This window comes from Streptomyces sp. CA-142005, from assembly GCF_050942335.1.
Taxonomy (GTDB): Bacteria; Actinomycetota; Actinomycetes; order Streptomycetales; family Streptomycetaceae; genus Streptomyces.
The window spans coordinates 9,562,029-9,578,643 of the sequence record NZ_CP192078.1 but is presented as its reverse complement, the minus strand read 5'-3'; the positions used below and the strand labels follow the sequence as shown (position 1 = coordinate 9,578,643).

The 16,615-nt window shown below is 70.4% G+C and carries 18 protein-coding genes; 9 read left to right on the top strand and 9 right to left on the bottom strand.

The genetic code is table 11. The annotated features are described in order from the left end of the window. Window positions 1-8: 8 nt before the first annotated feature. Both ACQPXS_RS44230 and ACQPXS_RS44225 read right to left on the bottom strand, forming a co-directional pair. Window positions 9-1,535 (bottom strand): FGGY-family carbohydrate kinase, encoded by a 1,527-nt coding sequence (locus ACQPXS_RS44230; RefSeq protein WP_433455107.1) that lies wholly within the window; start codon window positions 1,533-1,535, stop codon window positions 9-11. Next, window positions 1,532-2,125: a hypothetical protein gene (locus ACQPXS_RS44225; protein WP_433455106.1), complete on the bottom strand. Its 594-nt coding sequence runs from the start codon at window positions 2,123-2,125 to the stop codon at window positions 1,532-1,534. Before ACQPXS_RS44225 ends, ACQPXS_RS44230 begins: the two co-directional genes overlap by 4 nt. A 26-nt stretch (window positions 2,126-2,151) precedes the next feature. Here ACQPXS_RS44225 and ACQPXS_RS44220 point away from each other — a divergent pair, with 26 nt between their 5' ends. Next, a complete protein-coding gene (locus tag ACQPXS_RS44220; RefSeq protein WP_433455105.1) occupies window positions 2,152-2,490 on the top strand; it encodes a hypothetical protein in 339 nt (112 codons plus the stop codon). A 423-nt stretch (window positions 2,491-2,913) separates the two neighbouring features. Here the strand turns inward: ACQPXS_RS44220 and ACQPXS_RS44215 are convergent, their stop codons facing one another. After that, window positions 2,914-3,447 carry a MarR family winged helix-turn-helix transcriptional regulator gene (locus ACQPXS_RS44215; RefSeq protein WP_433455104.1) on the bottom strand — a complete coding sequence of 178 codons (534 nt, stop codon included), beginning with the start codon at window positions 3,445-3,447 and terminating at the stop codon, window positions 2,914-2,916. A 160-nt stretch (window positions 3,448-3,607) separates the two neighbouring features. Between ACQPXS_RS44215 and ACQPXS_RS44210 the strand changes: the two genes are divergently transcribed. The 3 genes from ACQPXS_RS44210 to ACQPXS_RS44200 all read left to right on the top strand — a co-directional run bounded on the left by ACQPXS_RS44210 (window position 3,608) and on the right by ACQPXS_RS44200 (window position 5,387). After that, window positions 3,608-4,078, top strand: a complete 471-nt coding sequence (locus ACQPXS_RS44210) for a nuclear transport factor 2 family protein (RefSeq protein WP_433455103.1) — start codon at window positions 3,608-3,610, stop codon at window positions 4,076-4,078. A 34-nt stretch (window positions 4,079-4,112) separates the two neighbouring features. After that, on the top strand, window positions 4,113-4,538 hold the full coding sequence (locus ACQPXS_RS44205) for a nitroreductase/quinone reductase family protein (RefSeq protein ID WP_433455102.1): 426 nt from the start codon (window positions 4,113-4,115) through the stop codon (window positions 4,536-4,538). Between the two features lie 90 nt (window positions 4,539-4,628). After that, complete coding sequence (locus ACQPXS_RS44200) at window positions 4,629-5,387, top strand: SDR family NAD(P)-dependent oxidoreductase (protein ID WP_433455101.1); 759 nt, start codon at window positions 4,629-4,631, stop codon at window positions 5,385-5,387. 714 nt (window positions 5,388-6,101) lie between these two features. Here the strand turns inward: ACQPXS_RS44200 and ACQPXS_RS44195 are convergent. Beyond that, window positions 6,102-6,944, bottom strand: a complete 843-nt coding sequence (locus ACQPXS_RS44195) for an EamA family transporter (protein WP_433455100.1) — start codon at window positions 6,942-6,944, stop codon at window positions 6,102-6,104. Window positions 6,945-6,997: 53 nt separating this feature from the next. On the opposite strand from ACQPXS_RS44195, the gene ACQPXS_RS44190 reads away from it, so the two are divergent. Beyond that, window positions 6,998-7,441 carry an ATP-binding protein gene (locus tag ACQPXS_RS44190; RefSeq protein ID WP_433455099.1) on the top strand — a complete coding sequence of 148 codons (444 nt, stop codon included), beginning with the start codon at window positions 6,998-7,000 and terminating at the stop codon, window positions 7,439-7,441. A gap of 110 nt (window positions 7,442-7,551) precedes the next feature. On the opposite strand, the gene ACQPXS_RS44185 is transcribed toward ACQPXS_RS44190, so the two are convergent. Next, a complete protein-coding gene (locus ACQPXS_RS44185; RefSeq protein ID WP_433455098.1) occupies window positions 7,552-7,677 on the bottom strand; it encodes a hypothetical protein in 126 nt (41 codons plus the stop codon). Between the two features lie 264 nt (window positions 7,678-7,941). Here ACQPXS_RS44185 and ACQPXS_RS44180 point away from each other — a divergent pair, with 264 nt between their 5' ends. Further along, window positions 7,942-8,775, top strand: coding sequence for a PIG-L family deacetylase (locus tag ACQPXS_RS44180; RefSeq protein ID WP_433455097.1), 834 nt, complete (start codon window positions 7,942-7,944; stop codon window positions 8,773-8,775). 282 nt (window positions 8,776-9,057) lie between these two features. Here ACQPXS_RS44180 and ACQPXS_RS44175 read toward each other — a convergent pair whose 3' ends face one another. Continuing rightward, the gene (locus tag ACQPXS_RS44175) at window positions 9,058-10,032 is read right to left on the bottom strand and encodes a helix-turn-helix transcriptional regulator (protein WP_433455096.1); all 975 of its coding nucleotides are present in this window, start codon (window positions 10,030-10,032) and stop codon (window positions 9,058-9,060) included. Between the two features lie 80 nt (window positions 10,033-10,112). Between ACQPXS_RS44175 and ACQPXS_RS44170 the strand changes: the two genes are divergently transcribed. Further along, window positions 10,113-10,847, top strand: coding sequence for an alpha/beta fold hydrolase (locus ACQPXS_RS44170; RefSeq protein ID WP_433455095.1), 735 nt, complete (start codon window positions 10,113-10,115; stop codon window positions 10,845-10,847). 94 nt (window positions 10,848-10,941) lie between these two features. Then, window positions 10,942-11,571 carry a hypothetical protein gene (locus tag ACQPXS_RS44165; protein WP_433455094.1) on the top strand — a complete coding sequence of 210 codons (630 nt, stop codon included), beginning with the start codon at window positions 10,942-10,944 and terminating at the stop codon, window positions 11,569-11,571. Between the two features lie 76 nt (window positions 11,572-11,647). Here the strand turns inward: ACQPXS_RS44165 and ACQPXS_RS44160 are convergent, their stop codons facing one another. Both ACQPXS_RS44160 and ACQPXS_RS44155 read right to left on the bottom strand, forming a co-directional pair. Continuing rightward, window positions 11,648-13,234, bottom strand: coding sequence for an oxidoreductase (locus ACQPXS_RS44160; protein WP_433455093.1), 1,587 nt, complete (start codon window positions 13,232-13,234; stop codon window positions 11,648-11,650). Between the two features lie 82 nt (window positions 13,235-13,316). Next, window positions 13,317-14,099: a helix-turn-helix domain-containing protein gene (locus ACQPXS_RS44155; protein WP_433455092.1), complete on the bottom strand. Its 783-nt coding sequence runs from the start codon at window positions 14,097-14,099 to the stop codon at window positions 13,317-13,319. A 265-nt stretch (window positions 14,100-14,364) separates the two neighbouring features. On the opposite strand from ACQPXS_RS44155, the gene ACQPXS_RS44150 reads away from it, so the two are divergent. Further along, the gene (locus ACQPXS_RS44150; RefSeq protein WP_433455091.1) at window positions 14,365-15,030 is read left to right on the top strand and encodes a DUF4097 family beta strand repeat-containing protein; all 666 of its coding nucleotides are present in this window, start codon (window positions 14,365-14,367) and stop codon (window positions 15,028-15,030) included. Between the two features lie 329 nt (window positions 15,031-15,359). Here the strand turns inward: ACQPXS_RS44150 and ACQPXS_RS44145 are convergent, their stop codons facing one another. Beyond that, a complete protein-coding gene (locus ACQPXS_RS44145) occupies window positions 15,360-16,559 on the bottom strand; it encodes a cysteine desulfurase-like protein (RefSeq protein ID WP_433455090.1) in 1,200 nt (399 codons plus the stop codon). Between the last annotated feature and the right edge of the window lie 56 nt (window positions 16,560-16,615).

The window sequence follows — 16,615 nt, the reverse complement described above, 5'->3', positions numbered from 1 at the left end:
AGGACCGATCAGGAGTCCGCGCCGGCGGGCGGATCGGTGACGGGCCGGGACGCGGTGGCAGGGGCGGTGACCGTGGGCAGGAACACGGTTCGATAGACGTGTCGGTAGGCATCGGCTACCGCGGACGGGGCGTCCACCGGGCGGCGAGCGGCGGCCGGCGCGGCGGGATCGAGACCGAGCGCGGCCCCGGCCCAGGTGGCGGCGCCCAGGCAGGCGGCGTCGGGCGCGCCGCACACCAGGGTGCGCCACGGCGAGACGGCGGCCTTGAGCGCCACCCACGTGCGCTGGCGTACGGAGCCACCGAGCAGGGTGACGGTGTGCGGTGGCCCGCCGGCCAGTTCCCCTTGGACCTCGGCCATCCAGCGGGCCTGGCACGAGGCGCCTTCGAGGAGCGCCTTGGCCAGTTCGGGCAGCCCGTGCCGGGGCTGAAGGCCGTGCAGGGCCAGTCGCCGGGCGGGGTCCGGGTGCGGGGCGGAGCGACCGTAGAGGTACGGCTCGACGCACACCCCCGTCGGCCCCTCCCCCGCCTGTTCGACGAGCGCGGCAAAGCGGCGGTAGCGCTCGTCGGGCGGGGCGTGGGCGAGGCCGAGCAGCCGGTCGCAGAACCATTCCACCAGGGCTCCGGAGCTGGACATGCCGGCGACGGTGCACCAGTGGACGCCGTCGACGTGCCGCCCGTAGGACATGCCCTGGCGACCGGTGGCCCGCGCGTCCGGCGCCGCGTCGGCCAGGGTCACCACGGCCTCGGCCGTGCCCATCGAATCGGCCGCCTCGCCCGACTCCCGTACGCCCGCCGCCCAGGCGCCGACCAGGTGGTCGTGCCCGGCGACGACGACGGGCGCGCCCGGCGCCATGCCCAGGGCAGCGGCCGTGGCGGTGCCGATGCGGCCGACCGGCGCCCCCGGGAGGAGCACCGTCGGCATCCGGTCGACGTCGAGGCCGGCGAGCGCGAGCAGGTCGGCACGCCAGGCGCCGGTGTGCACGTCCCAGGCCATGGTGCGCTGGGCGAACGTGGCGTGGGTGCCGACGGCCCCGGTGAGGGCGTGGGCCACCAGGTCCGCCGCGCCGGCCCAGGTCCGCATGCGGCGCACCACTTCGGGATTTTCCTCGCTCAGCCACAGCCACTTGGCCAGCGGCACCTTGGGGCTGGGCAGCACGCCGGTGGCTTCGTGCAGTTCGGCGGCGCCGTGTTCGCGGCGCAGGCGCTCGGCGTGCGCGGCCGGCCGCGGATCCGACCAGGACAGCGCGGGCAGCAGCGGGGCGCCGTCGGCGTCCAGCGGTGCGCCGGTCTCGGCCATGCCGGTGATCCCGACGGCGTCGGGACCGCACCCGGCCGCGGCTGTGCAGGCGGCGAGCGCCTCCAGGGCGGCGCGGCACAGCCGGGCGACGTCGTGGGCATGGCCCGAGGCGTCGACGGGCGTGCGCCGCTGGGCCTGGGCGAGGACGGTGCCGTCCGGCGTGCACAGCACGGCCTTGCAGTGCGTGGTGCCGACATCCACTCCGGCGAGGACCGGGCCGCGCCGCCTGCCGCTCATGGCGTCGATCCCCCTTCCGGCCGGTCCGCGAGCTCGGGCAGCTCCAGTGCCGCCTCGGCCGCGTACAACAGCAGTCCGGCGCACCATGCGTGCGAGAGGGTGAGCAACATGCCTTTCGCCTGGAAGCAGGAGGTCTGGTAGAACCGCTCGCTGACCATGCCGCGGTAGGCGTCGAAGTCACCGTCCTCGCGGGCGACGAACCGCCGGAAGCAGTCGAGGTTCTCCCGGGTGGACTCCAGGGAGTAGCGGTCGCCGGTGCGTCGGGCCAGACGTGCCATCTCGGGCAGGCACACCAGCCCGTAGGAGTGCAGGTGCTGGTTGGAGGCGGAGGCCTGGTCGCCGCCACGGGTGCGGAAACCGTAGCGGCCCAGCAGTGTGCGCGGGGAGAATTCCACGTCGTACGTGTAATGGAAGGTCAGCATCCAGTCGGCGCCGCGGCGCGCCAGGTCGAGCCATTCGGGTGTGCCGTCGGCGTCCAGCAGCTCGGTGTAGGCCATGACCGCGGTGTAGCCGTCCTCGGAGGTGGGGGCGAGGTCGACGTCCTCCGGGGCCCCGCACAGGAACTCCGAGCGTACCGCGCGGGACAGCACCGCCCGGCGCGGAGGGCCGCCTCGAGGTGGCCCGGCAGCCCGAACGCCTGGGCGGCCTCGACCAGGGCCGGCACCCAGGTCAGGCCGGCGGCCCCCGCGTGGAAGAGGACGGCACCGGTGGCCTGGTGGTAGGCGGAGCCGAGGTGGCCGTCGGCGTCCTGGGCGGCGAGTGCGACCGCGAGGTTGCCGCGTACCGCGTGCTCTCAGCCGGGGTGGTCGCTGCCGTGCCGCCGCTCCTCGGTGAGGGCGCGGAGCATGAAGAGGGCGGCCTCGGCGAGGGTACGGGCGTGCAGCCGGTCGCGGTCGGGGTGCGCGGGCAAGAGCTCGGCCAGTTCGTGCCGGCACTTCCGCGCGACACGGCATGACGCCGGGTTGCCCACTTGGCGCCAGGAGTTCCAGGCGTGTCAGTCCGTCACCGGCGAAGTGGTGAAGGCCCAGTCGGTGAGCGTCCGCAGCGCGCGGGAAGCCACTTCTCGAACGCGCGCGTCGGCCGCGGTTGAGGACGATGTGACCCACCAATCGCCCCTCGCCACCGGCCGCTTCGGACTCTGCGACGGTGAATGCGAAGCGCTCACCGGTCTCCCACCTCCATTGCCGCTCGCGTATCCACCGTGGTGCGCCCGCCTCGTCGTCGATGCCCGAACTCGTCCAACGGTGCAAGGATTCATCGCGAGGCAGCCCGGCCAGGTCGGCTGTGTCCGCAGGCCGCCACGGACGCAGCAGGAGTGCGGGGGATGACGGCGTGCGGTCCACTTTCAGCCGGGTAACGATCGCATTCGTCGGCCGCGTTATCGGTCGCTCCCGGCCGGCTTCCCGCTTGACCGGGAAGGGGTGCGGCTCGGCCCTGGCGTTGCCGGTCGTTCGGCCGAGCCTGCCCATGGCGGTGAATCGTCTGCGTCGGCACCCACGTTGCGCGCGAGGTGACGCAGCAACTGGTTCAGGTGGGCGCGGTCGGTGTCCGACAGACCGGCGTTGAGGCGGCGGTCGAATGCCATCGCGGCCTCCCGCATCCGTACGAAGGCGTCCTCGCCGGCCTCGGTCAGTTCGACCACATGGATCCGTCGGTTTGCCGCATCGCGCCGCCGGGTGATCAGTCCGCGTTTGTCCATCGCGTTGAGATGGTGGGTGAGAGTGGCATCCCGCACGCCGACCGCTTCGGCCAGTTCCCGCTGGTTGCCCGGCCGGCCGGTCTTCAGGTTCAGCAAGATCAGCCACACCGGAAGCGACCCGCCGGTCTCCTCCAGGGCATCGTCGAAAGCCCGGCTGACGGCGCGGGCGGTCTGGGTCAGCTGGAGGCCGAGGGGGGTGTGCAGGGGCTGCATGGAACGAGCCTAGCATCGATGCCTAATCATTTGATATCTAAGGGTTAGGCGTCTACGGTAGCAGGAGGAGCCGCGGCGGCCGCCGCGACGGTATGCCCCCGAATCGACGCCGTGGCGCACAACGCCACGAAGCGACGGACCGCCCGAGGGGCCCATCGCGGTGATCGGCGCCCTGTACTCGGGCCGCCGACTCGAAAACCAGCACCTACGGCCTTCTGCAACGACGGGAGAAACGGCATGGCCACTGTCACCGAACAACTCACCACCTGGGCTCACGCGGAGCGCACAGGCGACGCGAGCGCCCTCGAATCCCTGCTCCACCCGGGACTTCCTCGCCGTCGGCCCCTACGGGTTCCTCCTGGACCGTGAGCAGTGGCTCCAGCGGTTCAGCGGCGGCCTGCAGTACACCGCCTTCGAGTTCACCCCCGACACCGACGTCCGCTACATCGGCGGCAGCGCCCTCGTGATCGGCACGCAGACGCATCAGGGCACCCATGCGCAACAGGCCGTCGACGGCTCCTTCCGCGTCACCCTCGTCTTCGCCGGCGACCCGCAGTGGCAGCTCGCCGCCGTCCACCTCAGTCTGCGCACACGGCCCGCGGCACCGGACGACGCCACAGCGGCCGCGTAAGCCCGCGATCCGCCCGAGAAGGAGAGACCACACGATGTCCACGCGGCAGTACGTACGCCCGTCCTGGGCGGCGCGCGTCATCGGCTCACGTATGGCGCGGCTCTTCAAGCCCGACGTCGTCAGCCTGCTCTCGGTACCCGGTCGCACCACCGGCGTCTGGCGCTCCACCGCGGTGGCCGTGCTCACCCACGGCGGCGAGGAGTATCTTCTCGCGGCCTACGGGGACACCGAATGGTCCCGCAACCTGCGTGCCTCCAAGACCGGCCGCCTCACCCGGCGTGGCCGCACCAGGAACTTCACGGCCGTCGAGGTCGACCCCGCGGACCTGCCGGCGCTCGTCGAGACCTACCTGCGACAGTTCGGGAAACTCCCGACCGTTGACCGCACCTTCCAAGCACTCCCCGACCCTGCCGACCATCCCGCTTTCCGCATCACCGTCACCGGCCACGAGCGGCGGTGACCTCCAGTGACCAACCACAGCGCACGTCGGCCGGAGGCGGCGCACATCACTGCGGCACTCACACCAGGCGCCGGCGCCCACGGAGACACCATGACCAGCCTGCGAGACCAGGTCGCACTCATCACCGGCAGCTCGCGCGGCATCGGCGCGGCCATCGCCGAACTGTCCGCCCGGCACGGGGCCCGAGTCGTCGTCCACGGACGCGACACGGCGGCCCTCGAAACCATTCGTGCCCGCATCGCGGCAGCGGGCGGCGACGTGCCGGCCGTCACCGCCGATCTCACCCGGTACGACCAAGTAGAGGCCATGCGCGAGCGCATCGAAGACCGCTTCGGCCCTGTTGAGCTCCTCGTCGCCAACGCCGGAGGAAACACCGTCCGCCCCGGGCCCGTCGAGCTGATCAGCGAGCAGGACTGGCGCGCCACCGTGGACGGCAACCTCACCGCCACCTTGCTCACCGTCAAGAGCTTCCTGCCCGGCATGAAGCAGCGTGGCCGCGGCGCCATCATCACCCTGTCCTCGGCCGCCGCACGGCGGCCCAACGCCGCTTCTCCGGCCGCCTACGCCGCCGCCAAGGCCGGTATCGAGCTGCTCACCAAGGACCTCGCCGCGCAGGCCGGTCCGCAGGGCGTACGCGTCAACTGCATAGCGCCGGAAACCATCATGACCGAACGCAACCAGCAGCAGATCCCCGAAGAGATTCAGCAGTCCCTGACCGCGAACCACCCCATCAGGCGTCTGGGCACGCCCGATGACGTCGCCCACGCCGCGCTCTACCTCGCCGCGGACAATGCCTCGTGGATCAGCGGCATCGTCCTCGACGTCGCCGGCGGTTCGGTCCTGGTGTGACCACACTCGCTGCCCGGGCAGGGCCCGCAACCAGCCGTGCGTAAGCCGATGCCCGTCGGCCTGAGCCGTCGGCGCCGTGGGCAAGGCGGGGGCCGCCCGACATGGTGGCCCGTGTCGTGGTCCACGGACGCAACGCGGCCGCCTTGAAGCCACGGAGTCCTAGCGATTCCCGGTCATCGATGCCAACGAGGCACCGAGTACGCCTGGTTTGGCCGTTCGGCTGGATGCGACTCGACGGTTACCGTCGGCACGCGCCGACGACGGCCGAGCGCCGGTCTCCTCCGCCAGTACCTCGACGCCGGCACCGTCGGACCCACCCTGCCCTGGGGCTGCGGCGTCGCCGAAGGGCATGTGACCCGGGTGAAGACACGGAAGCGAGCCATGCACGGCAGGGCCGCGTTCGCCCGCCTGGTACGCAAGGACGTCAACCTGTGGGATCACTACAGCCCTTCCGAGAACTCGAGGCAGCCTGCCGAGGGTTCTGCTACGAGGTCAACTCCCGCACACGCCAAGCAGTTCGGCGCCACCATGCCGACACAGTCGCGGAATAACAGCGCCGGCTCCACCCGCTGCCGCGGCGGCCCTTCGCCTCCGCCTTCGGGCCCACAAGCACCGACCCACCAACGTGATCAATGCCACCTGGACAAGGGGAGACGACGCCGCATCCGCGGAAAGAAACGCCTCTCTGCCCTGACATGCCACACGGACCTGTCATCACACCGAGATGAGGGCGATGGCCGCTGCAGCGCAGACGAGACCGATGGTCTGGGCGCGGCTGAGGCGTTCGTGGAGCACGGTGACGCCGAGCAGTACGGGGATGGCGGGGTAAAGCGCGGTGAGGACGACGGCGAGGGACAGAAGTTGCTCGCGGGTGGCCAGGGTGTACAGCGCGATCGCGATGGTGCCCAGTGCGCCGGCGCCGAGGCAGCTCCAGGCCAGGCGGGGCGCCATGCGCAGCCGTCCAGCGTCCGCCGCGATCAGCGGCAGGAGCGCCAGTACGGAGGCGGCGCGGCTGGTGATCAGTGGCCACAGCCCGGCACCAGGGTCGGCCCGGGCGAGCGCGATGAACTGCACGGCGAAGCCGACCCCGGCGATCAGGCCGTCGCGGGCGCCGGCCGCGACGCCATCACCGCCGTCCTCGTCGGCACGGCCGGAACGGGTGATGAGCCACAGCGCGGGGGGCGCGGCGGCTATGCCGCACCAGGCCGGCGGGCCGGGGCGTTCGCCCAGCAACGCGACGCCGACCAGCACGGGCAGGGCGACGGCGGCCACATCACTGAGCGGCACCACCACACTGAAGCGTCCCCGGCCCAGCCCGCGGTACAGGAAGCCCACGCCCACGCCGGTGCCGATGCCCGATAACGCACCCCAGGCCAAGGGGCCGCCGCCGAGGTGGTGGGCCGCGACGAACGGGGCCACGGCGAGTATCAGCACGGTGCCGCCCGACTGCCCGATGACCGCGACCGCGACGCTGTCGGCGCGGCGGGCCAGCAGGCCGTTGAGGAAGTGAGTCGTGCCGAAGAACAACGCCGACACCAGCGCGAGGATCTCACCCACGGCCCCAAGCCTCTCAGCTGTGGGGCTCCCTGTCGGCACCGTCCCACAGCCATGTGACGGCGTCACGGACGCAGGCACGCCGGAGCTCCCGCACCAACGCCCTCGGCCCGGACCGTGTCGCCACGTGGGATCTTGCCCTCGACCCGGCCATCGTCGGCCATGCCCGCTCGCTGACCGGCAGTCAGCTCGCCGCCTGGCAACTGGACGAGCTCGCCTTCACCACCGAACTCATCGTCAGCGAACTGGTCACCAACGCCATCCGCTACGCCCGCGCCCCCATCCAACTGCGCCTCATCCGTGCGGCGTCGCTCATCTGCGAGGTGTCCGACGCCAGCAGCACCTCGCCGCACATGCGCCAGGCGGCCGACACCGACGAGGCCGGGCGCGGACTGTTCATGATCGCCCAGATGGCCGACCGCTGGGGAACCCGCTACTCGCACACCGGCAAGACGATCTGGGCGGAGTGCGCCACCCCGTCATCCGCCACCGTCGAATGACTCCCGCCTGCTCACCATCGTGGGCTGTGTGGTGATTTTGCGAAGTCGCCTGTAGCAGCAGAGGGCTGCCGCCAGACCGAGGTACGCACCTTCACCACCGAACGCGCCGACTACGCCCGCGCCGTCGCCCACTTCGCCGACAAGATCGAGTAGGCGTGCCTGCTGAGGCCGGAACCCGGGGCCGCCTGCTTGACGCCGTGCTCCACCGGCTCGACGATGCGGGCCTGGTCGGGCAAGTCAGGAAGCAAAGTGCACGGGCGGCAGCGCCAAGGCCCAGGAGGGTTCCCTTGCGCGGCGGGAACAGCCGAACCATCAAGCACTGTTGCACCAGCCGAGGGACCGGTGCCGCGGGCGGGGAACAGGGAGACCAAGAGATGTCCGCCCCGAGGTGATCCGGGACCCCGGTCCGCGGTATGCCCGGTCACCCGATATCGGGGCGACCGCTTATGCGCCTGCCGCAGACTCGGACCGAGGCATTTACACACAGGAGGATTGTTTTCATGAATGACCGGCCCTTGACGCTCATGGCTGTGCACGCCCACCCCGACGATGAGGCCACAGGAACGGGAGGTGTCCTCGCGCGGTACGCGGCGGAGGGCATCCGCACGGTCCTCGTGACGTGTACCGACGGCGGTTGCGGTGACGGACCGGGGGGTGTCAAGCCGGGCGATCCGGGGCACGATCCGGCAGCCGTCGCCTTGATGCGGCGTCAAGAACTTGAGGCGAGTTGCAACATCCTGAAGATCGGTCATCTGGAGACGCTGGGCTACGCCGACTCCGGGATGATGGGCTGGCCGGCCAACGACGCCCCCGGCTCCTTCTGGCAGACCCCCGTGGAGGAGGGCGCTGCCCGACTTGCGGAACTCTTGCGCCGCTACCAACCTGATGTGGTCGTCACCTACGACGAGAACGGCTTCTACGGCCACCCCGACCACATCCAGGCAAACCGCATCACGATGGCGGCGCTGGCGATGACCAGGCAGACGCCGAAGGTGTACTGGACGACGGCGCCCCGCTCGATGATGCAGCGGTTCGGGGAGGTCATGCGCGAGTTCGGTGCGGACTGGCAGGAGCCGGATCCCGCCGAGGCCGCCGCGACGGCCGAGATCGGGCTCCCCGACGAGGAGATCACCACCTGGGTGGACACCACCGAGTTCGGCGGTCAGAAGTTCGATGCGCTGGCCGCGCACGCCAGCCAGGGCGAGAACATCTTCTTCCTCAAGATGGGTCAGAAGAGGTTCACCGAATTGATGGGCGTCGAGACCTTCGTACGTGTCCAGGACACCACCGGCGCTGCCGTGCCCGAGAACGACCTCTTCGCCGGCCTGCGCTGATCCGGGTGCCGGGCGACTGAGGCTGATCGGTGGGGATGGCCTTGACGGATACCTGGCCGTCGGGGGTGACGATGAACGCTGTCATGCCCGGGTTCAGCGGTGCGTGCCGCGAGAACGGGTCCCGGCCTGTCGGCGGTGCAGGGATGCGGTGAGCGGTGTCATGATCAGCAACCTCCGTAGCGACAGGCCGTGGGCCCGGTACAGGCGAGAGGCCACACGAGGACGGCCATGGGCCAGGACGACGTGGAACACGCAGGACGGGCTTTTCCGAACTACCGGCTGTTACTGCGGTAGTTCGTCTGGTTCCCGTTGGGCGGCTGCGGAGAGCTGGTCGGCGAGGTTCTTGAGGGCCTGTCGCAGTTCGTCGGGGTGGTGGATGGTGAAGGGCCATTCCAGGGAGGCGAGCAGGTGTGCCACGCCGTCCAGCCGTTCCGCTCGTGCGTGCATCAGGACGCCGGCGGGCTGGGCGGTGAGGGTGACGGCTGAGCGGGGCAGCCGGCGGGCGATCTCATCGAGGGGGCCATGGATCGTCACCTCGACCTGCCACCGGTAGGGCCCCTGGGCCAGGGTCGAGCTCAGGTGGGCTACGGGATCGAAGCCGTCGGGGGCCGTGAAGTGGCGAGCCCGGGCGGTGACGGAGGCGATGCGGTCGATGCGGAAGGTCCGCAGACTGTCGCGGAGGTGGTCGTGGCCGACGACGTACCAGCGGCCGGTGTGGAAGACCACGCCGTAGGGGTCGATGTCGCGTTCAGTGTGCTCCTGGCGCCAGGACCGGTGGCTGATGCCGACGGTCTCGCGGGCGCGAGAGGCCTGGGCCAGGGCCAGCAGGACGCCGGTGCCCGGTGCCTGCCCGGTCACGGGGTTGGCGGTGAACGAGAGAGTCTCCCGCATGGCGGCGAGCGGTTCGCGCAGGGCGTGCGGGAGCACCCGCTCGATCTTGGCCAGGGCACCGGCACTGGCCGGTGCGGCGGTGCCCATGCCCAGACGTTCCGCGGCGAGTAGGCCCAGGACGACGGCGAGAGCCTCGTCGTTGGTGAGGACCAGGGGTGGCATCCGGTAGCCGCGGGCCAGTCGGTAGCCGCCGTAACGGCCGCGTTCGGCCTCCATGGGGATGCCCAGTTCCCGCAGGTGGGCGGTGTAGCGGCGCACCGTGCGGACGTCGGTGTCCAGGCGGTCGGCCAGCTCCGCCCCGGTGAGCCGGCTGTGTGACTGCAGGAGTTCCAGCAGGGTCAGCACACGAGTCAGGGGATGCGACATGAATCTCTCGGTATTTCAGGGCGGATTGTGTCCTGTATTGACTCTACGCTCCCCGCAGCACCTCACTCATGGGAGAGCACATGGCCACCTTCGTACTCGTTCCCGGCGCCTGGCTCGGGGCGTGGGCCTGGGAAGACACCGTCCGCGCGCTGCGGGAACGCGGCCACACCGCGCTGCCGCTGACGCTGACCGGCCTGGCCGAGAAGGCCGACCAGGGCGGGCCACAGACGGATGTGGACGCGCACATCGCGGATATCACCGGCTTCGTCGAGCGGAACGATCTGCGCGACGTCACCTTGGTCGCCCACAGCTATGCGGCTGCCCCGGTGACCGGGGCAGCCGGACGTCTCGGCAACCGGCTGGAGCGCGTGGTCTACGTGGACAGCGCCCCGTTCGCCGCGGGCATGCGCATGCTCGACCTCATGCCACCCGAGGCAGCGGACCAGCTGCGCCGCCAGGTCTCCGCTTCCGACGACGGGTGGCGGCTGCCGATGCCGCCCTTGGAGGTCCTGGGCCTGTCCAGCAGCCTCAACGGGCTCGACGAGGGCGGGCGAGACGTTCTGCGCGCGCGTGCCACGCCTCAGCCGTTCGGCACCTACACCCAGCGTCTCGCCGGCTCGACCGAGCTCGGGCCCGGTGTGGACCGGGTCTTGATCGCCTGCCATGACTTCACGAGCCTGCTGGACGGCGGGGTGCCGATGCTGGCCTTCCTGAACCAGCCGCCGTGGCGGCGCTTCGACCTGCCCACCGGGCACTGGCCGATGCTGTCGGCACCCATCGAACTTGCCGGGATCCTTGATACGGCCGTCTCCTGACCGCGATGATCACTGGAGGCACGTCTCGATGTCAGAGTGATGCTGAGCGCCGGAAACCGTGGCTGCTCGTGTGTGGGCGGAGGCGGGTGGGGAGATGGCGGCAGTGGAGCTTCGGGATGCCGTGAAGCTGCCGGCGCGGTTGGAGTGGGAGCTGATGCCCCTGGAAGTCGTCGGGCCGCTGTGTTTCGGCATGCGTATCACTGAGGTCGCCGCAGTACTGCCGGGCATGACCGAGCTGCGTCGGTTCCAGGCCGACCCGTTTCGGGACACCCTCGGCGTGGAGTTCGGCATGGGGCGTGCGGAGCCTGCGGTGTACGCCTACTTCGTCGACGGCCGGTTGTTCTGCGTCGCGGTCGACCCGGTTCACGGACCCCAGGTGACGCTCTGGGGACGGGAGTTGACGGCCTGCGTCCCCGCCGATCTGGAGCGGTTCCTCTTGCACGCTCACTGGTGTGAGGTGCTCGATGTGTCCTACGGTCCGCGGGGGAACCCCGGAGTCAATGGGCTCGGTCTGGTGGTGCGGGTGCAGGAGGCCGCCGGCGGCGCGGTGACCCGGCCGGTCATGATGGGCCGGACCTGGGCCGACCGGTGCACCGACGACTGGGAAGGCGCGATCCCGGAGTGCGAATGGGTGGGCCGCCAGTGGCCCCATCCACGCGGAACACAAACCTGGCCCCCGCCCGGCCACAAGCCGCGCTGGGGCGCCTGGCGACCTCCTTTCTAGCCCGGCCCCTTCCTGCGGCGACCTTCCGGCGCTGGTTATCGAGGAAACCGGAGTGACGCCGTGGCTGGTGGGATCCTCACTGGCGGCTGATTGCCCGTGAGATGCCGGCGGTGACGGTCGTGGCGAGGACCCAGCCGGCAGCGGTCAGCCCGTAGGCGAGCCATTGGCCCATGCCTCGTGGTGCGAAAGCCGCCTCCTGACCGAAGGTGATGATGGGGACCAGCAGATCGAGGGTGTAGAAGACCGCGTTGAACGGCGGTTCCTTTCCGGCTTCGAGCGGGGCGGGGGGATGCACACCGAAGAAGACCGCGCCACAGGCGAGCAGAGCCACGAGCCAGAGGCCGGCGCGCAGCGGCCGGTAACCGTAGCCGACGGTCGCATCCTGGACGTAACCCCAGGCCCTGCTGAGCGGGGGCAGCGTCGCACGCCGATGGCGCTGTTTGGCCAGCAACACGGTGCGGGCTTCGTCCTCGTGTCCGAGCCGTCGGTACGCGGCTGCGAGCTGCTCGTACGGCTGCGGGAGATAGCCGTCGGTGCCGCGCCGGAGCCACTCGACCCGTTCGGCCGCCACCAGCGGGTCTGCGAGGGCGTCGTAGGTGGCCTCCGCCAGCCGGAGGTGAGCCGGCCAGGTGCCGGAGGCGTCGTACACGGTGCCCAGCTGAGCGTTGCGTGCGTCGACGGTGCCGGCGATCGGTTGCCGGGTTCGCAGATCGGTCTCCCTGGCCTGGACGAGCCGTAGCGACAAGGCGGTGCCGTCGGGATGCGCGAGCGTGGCATCGCGGAAGCTGAGCTGCGTACCGATGTGGCTGCCGTCGAGTTTGATGCCGCCCACGACGGCAAGGCCCTCGCCGAGGTCGAAATTGCGGGCGACGCGGACATCGATCGCCTCCAGCGCGACGTCGTCGGCGTTGTCCAGCTGGGCGCCGCAGAAACCGATCGCTGCCGAGACCGTGGCACCGGACAGGATGATCCGTCCCTCGGCCCTGAAGTTCGGGTGGAAGGTGAAGTCCTCGGTGATCTGCACGTGGTAGGCGTCCAGTGCGTGGCCGCCGGGGTTGCTCAGGGAGGCGCCCTCCAGGTCGAACTCCCCGTCGATGGCGCCACCGGATATGCGGAAACCTCCCTGGACAGTCAGGTTGGTGCACAGCGTGTCACCGCGAATGGCCACATGGACCGCCGATACGGCCTCGGGCCCGGGTGCCGTGATCACAGCGTTGCGGAGGTCCAGATCGCCGTTGATCTGAGCGCGGTTCAGGACGAGGGGGCCGGTCAGGTGGCAGCGGGACAGTACCAGTCGGCCGTCGATCTGGGCCGTGTCGGCGGCGAGACCTGGCAGGGAGCTTCCGGACAGCGCCAATTCGCGGATCCTGGCGCCCTGCAATCGGGGCACCTCGTCGAAGCGGCAGTCTGCCAGGACGACCGGCACGCCAACCTCGGTGAACCTCAGATCCAGGCCGCCCGTGATGCGGGCACCGGTCAGACGCAGTGCTGGGCGGTCCCCCGGGGCGGGATCTGCGCCGACGCCCAGCAACAGCGCCGCGATGACGTCGGCCCGTACGGCGCATTCCGCCAATGACGTGCCGTCGCGGACATCGACGGCAGTGCCCTGGGCGAAGGAGTCCCACAGCTGACGTTCCACAGCGTCGAGTTCACCGAGATGCATGATCGGTGATCATCTCGGAGTGGGCCTTCCCAGGACAAGACCCGACCCGAACTCACGGACGAGGCAGTCGGTTTCGTCTCTCTCATGCCGTGGCGGTCGGGGCGGCTGTGGGTTCGTCGTCCGGACTCGGCTCGGCGGTTTTGTCGGGCGGTGTTTCTGTTCTGGTGTAGAGGACTTCGCGGCCCTGCTCCGCGGCGCGGATGAGTGCTTCGCTGACGAAGTCGAGGAAGCGGGCGGCACTTTCGAGGCGGGTGGCTGCCGGGGTGCCGCGGCCGAGGACCGTGACGCCCTGGCGAGCGGTTTCGATGAACTGGTCGTTGGCCCGGGCGCTGCGGATCATCGACTGGTACCACAGGTCGTCGTCGACGACGTAGCGCTCGCGGCGGCCCTCGCCGCGTTCCCGGCGCACCAGGTCCAAGCTCTCCAGGTACGTGATCGCTTTGGAGACGGACGCCGGACTGACGCTCAAGCGCCGGGCGAGGTCGGAGGCGGTGAGGCTGCCGGTGTCGGTGGTGTACAGGCAGCCCAGCACCCGCGCCATCATCCTGGGCAGACCCGAGATCATGAAAACGGTGGTGAGGCTCTCCTGATAGGCGCGCACCGCCTCGGCGTCGCGTCCGTAGGGCTGCGCCGACGCCTGCCGTCCCGCGGGCGCGGCCTGTCGGCGCCGGCGGGCTCGCTGCCCGGTGGCGCGGTGCGCCAGGTCGGCACGGTAGCCGGTGGGGCCGCCGTTACGCATCACCTCGCGCGTGATCGTGGAGGTCGGGCGACCGAGACGGCGGGCGATCTCCGCGTAGGCCAGCCCGTCCGCCAGCCCCGCCGCGATCTGCTGACGCTCGGCCTGGGTGAGCCTGCCTCCCGGCATCGCAACTCCCTTTCCTGCCCACGGATGCTCCATGGCGCTGCCCGATGTTCCCCTGACGCCCTCCACCCTAGCGTTCACCTTCAGTACATTGCAACGGTCGGCCGTCCCGTCGTTGCGTTAAACGAGAGAGCGTTGCAACGATTATCGCTTAACTACCTGCAGATTTACCGAGTTTGAGGGAAGTCATCGTTGCAGGCTCTTGGAATGCAACGTAGCGTTTCCGTCATCAGGAAACAGCGAGAAGCGAGCGTCAAGGGAGAGCACGATGCAGAAGTTCGACACCCCCGCCCCGATCCTGGCCGTCCTGGACGTCCCCGCCGGACGCATCCAGTTCATCGCCGCCGACCGAGCCGACACGACCGTCGAGGTCCTGCCCGCGAACTCCTCCAAGAGCCGCGACGTGAAGGCGGCGGAGCAGACGGAAGTCGCCTACGCCGACGGAGTTCTGCGGATCACGGCCGCCGTCCCCAGCAGCCAGCTCTTCGGCCCCACCGGGTCCCTCGAGCTGACGGTCAAACTCCCCGCCGGATCCCGCATCCAGGCCAAGGCCGCCGCCGCAGAACTGCGCACCGTCGGCCGCCTCGGCGACGTCGTCTTCGACGGGGCCTACCGCCAGATCAAGATCGACGAAGCCGCGAGCCTCCGCCTCACCGCCGCCGACGGCGACGTCGAGATCGGCCGGCTCACCGGTCCCGCCCAGATCAGCACCGCACGCGGCGACATCCAGGTCGCCGAGGCCACCCGCGGCACGGTCGTGCTGTCCACTCAGTCCGGGGACATCACCATCGCCGCAGCCGCCGGCATCTCCGCCACCCTGGACGCCGGCACCAGCCACGGTCGTATCACCAACACCCTGAAGAACGACGGCACTCCCGGACTCGACATCCAGGCCACCACGTCCCAGGGCGACATCACCGCCCACAGTCTGTGACCCACACCTCCGCCGAACAGCAACGGGCTCGCGCAAGGGTGCGAGCCCGACAGCGGCGCTCATCGGCGTCCCAGGGCAGATGCGGCCACCCTGGCTGACGGTTGCCAATGGGGTCGTGACGGCGACGTTCGACAGGATCGCCCGCGCCGCCTGACGCTCCGGCTTCCACGGCTGCCTGCTCGTGCGGACCGGCCCGTACTGCAGAGAATTAACGCTCCCGCCCGCGCTGCCCGTGCCGTGGCGATGCTCGCGAGCGGTCGACACGGTGGCGCGGGAACGGTAATGACCGCGCCGGTGGGCGGTTGGCTGTTGTGCCGGATCCGGCGAGGTCAGAGGAAGCTGGCGAGTCCGTCGAGGAAGCGGTCCACGTCGTCGGTGGTGTTGTAGGGAGCCAGGCCCGCGCGCAGGGCGGGGTCTTGGAGCTTGAGCGCGGTGAACGGTTCGTAGGCGTAGAAGGACCCCGCCGGTGCCACCACGTTGCGCGCGGCCAGGTGTGTCTGGGCCTCGCGGGCGTCGCGGCCTTCGATGGACATCAGAAGCGTCGGGGTACGGTCGGGGGCCTTCGAGTGCACGGTGATGGCGTCGCCCAGGCACTCCAGACCCTCCTGCAGCCGTGCGCGCAGCGTCAGTTCGTGCTCGTGCAGGGAATGCAGGGAGTGGGTGAGGCGCTCCCTGCGCGAGGTCCCCGTGCCCGGGTCCAGCTCGGCGAGGAAGTCGACGGCGGCCGTGGCACCCGCCAGGATCTCGTACGGCAGCGTGCCGAACTCGAATCGCTCCGGCACCGTGTCGGAGGACGGCACGAGCTTGTCCGGGCGCAGGGTTTCGAGGAACGCGGGTGCCGCCGCGAGGACCCCGCAGTGCGGCCCGAGGAACTTGTACGGCGAGCAGACGAACAGATCGGCTCCGAGGGCGGATACGTCCACGAGGTGGTGCGCGGCATAGTGGACGCCGTCCACATACACCAGAGCGCCGGCTTCGTGGGCGCGGTCCGCGATCCGGCGCAGAGGCGGCTTGGTGCCCAGCACGTTGGAGGCCGCCGTGACCGCGACCAGCCGGGTCCCGGGCGAGAGCGCCCGTTCGTACGTGTCGAGGTCGAGCTCCGTGGTCTCCGCGTCGATCTCGATCCAGCGGACGGTCACTCCGGCGCGCTCGGCGGCCTGGATCCAGGGGCGGACGTTGGCGTCGTGGTCGAGGCGGCTGAGGATGATCTCGTCGCCCGGGTTCCAGCCCTTGGCCAAGTGGCGGGAGAAGTCGTACGTGAGCTGCGTGGCGCTGCGACCGTGGACGACGCCGTTGGCGGGCACATGGAGCAGATCGGCGTAGGCGGCGCGGAAGTCCGCGACGGCGCGCTCGGCGTTGAGCTCGGACGGGCTGACGGTTCCCCGATTGGAGAGGGGGCCGGTCAGCGTCGCGGCGATGGCGTCGGCGACAGGGCGAGGAGTCTGCGTTCCGCCCGGCCCGTCGAAGAAGGCGAGCCCGGTGTCCAGGGAGGGGAAGTGGGCCCGCAGGGCAGTGGGGTCGATGGCCATGGTCTCTGCTTTCTGTCGGGCCGGGTGCCTGGCGTCGCTGTGCCTTTACTCTGGGT

Excerpts from the sequence above, each read along its gene's own strand:
- ACQPXS_RS44165 (WP_433455094.1), top strand. The coding sequence starts at position 10,942 with ATGGCGGCAGTGGAGCTTCGGGATGCCGTGAAGCTGCCGGCGCGGTTG.
- ACQPXS_RS44145 (WP_433455090.1), bottom strand. The coding sequence starts at position 16,559 with ATGGCCATCGACCCCACTGCCCTGCGGGCCCACTTCCCCTCCCTGGAC.
- ACQPXS_RS44160 (WP_433455093.1), bottom strand. The coding sequence starts at position 13,234 with ATGCATCTCGGTGAACTCGACGCTGTGGAACGTCAGCTGTGGGACTCC.
- ACQPXS_RS44175 (WP_433455096.1), bottom strand. The coding sequence starts at position 10,032 with ATGTCGCATCCCCTGACTCGTGTGCTGACCCTGCTGGAACTCCTGCAG.
- ACQPXS_RS44200 (WP_433455101.1), top strand. The coding sequence starts at position 4,629 with ATGACCAGCCTGCGAGACCAGGTCGCACTCATCACCGGCAGCTCGCGC.
- ACQPXS_RS44230 (WP_433455107.1), bottom strand. The coding sequence starts at position 1,535 with ATGAGCGGCAGGCGGCGCGGCCCGGTCCTCGCCGGAGTGGATGTCGGC.
- ACQPXS_RS44155 (WP_433455092.1), bottom strand. The coding sequence starts at position 14,099 with ATGCCGGGAGGCAGGCTCACCCAGGCCGAGCGTCAGCAGATCGCGGCG.
- ACQPXS_RS44180 (WP_433455097.1), top strand. The coding sequence starts at position 7,942 with ATGAATGACCGGCCCTTGACGCTCATGGCTGTGCACGCCCACCCCGAC.
- ACQPXS_RS44150 (WP_433455091.1), top strand. The coding sequence starts at position 14,365 with ATGCAGAAGTTCGACACCCCCGCCCCGATCCTGGCCGTCCTGGACGTC.
- ACQPXS_RS44215 (WP_433455104.1), bottom strand. The coding sequence starts at position 3,447 with ATGCAGCCCCTGCACACCCCCCTCGGCCTCCAGCTGACCCAGACCGCC.
- ACQPXS_RS44170 (WP_433455095.1), top strand. The coding sequence starts at position 10,113 with ATGGCCACCTTCGTACTCGTTCCCGGCGCCTGGCTCGGGGCGTGGGCC.
- ACQPXS_RS44205 (WP_433455102.1), top strand. The coding sequence starts at position 4,113 with ATGTCCACGCGGCAGTACGTACGCCCGTCCTGGGCGGCGCGCGTCATC.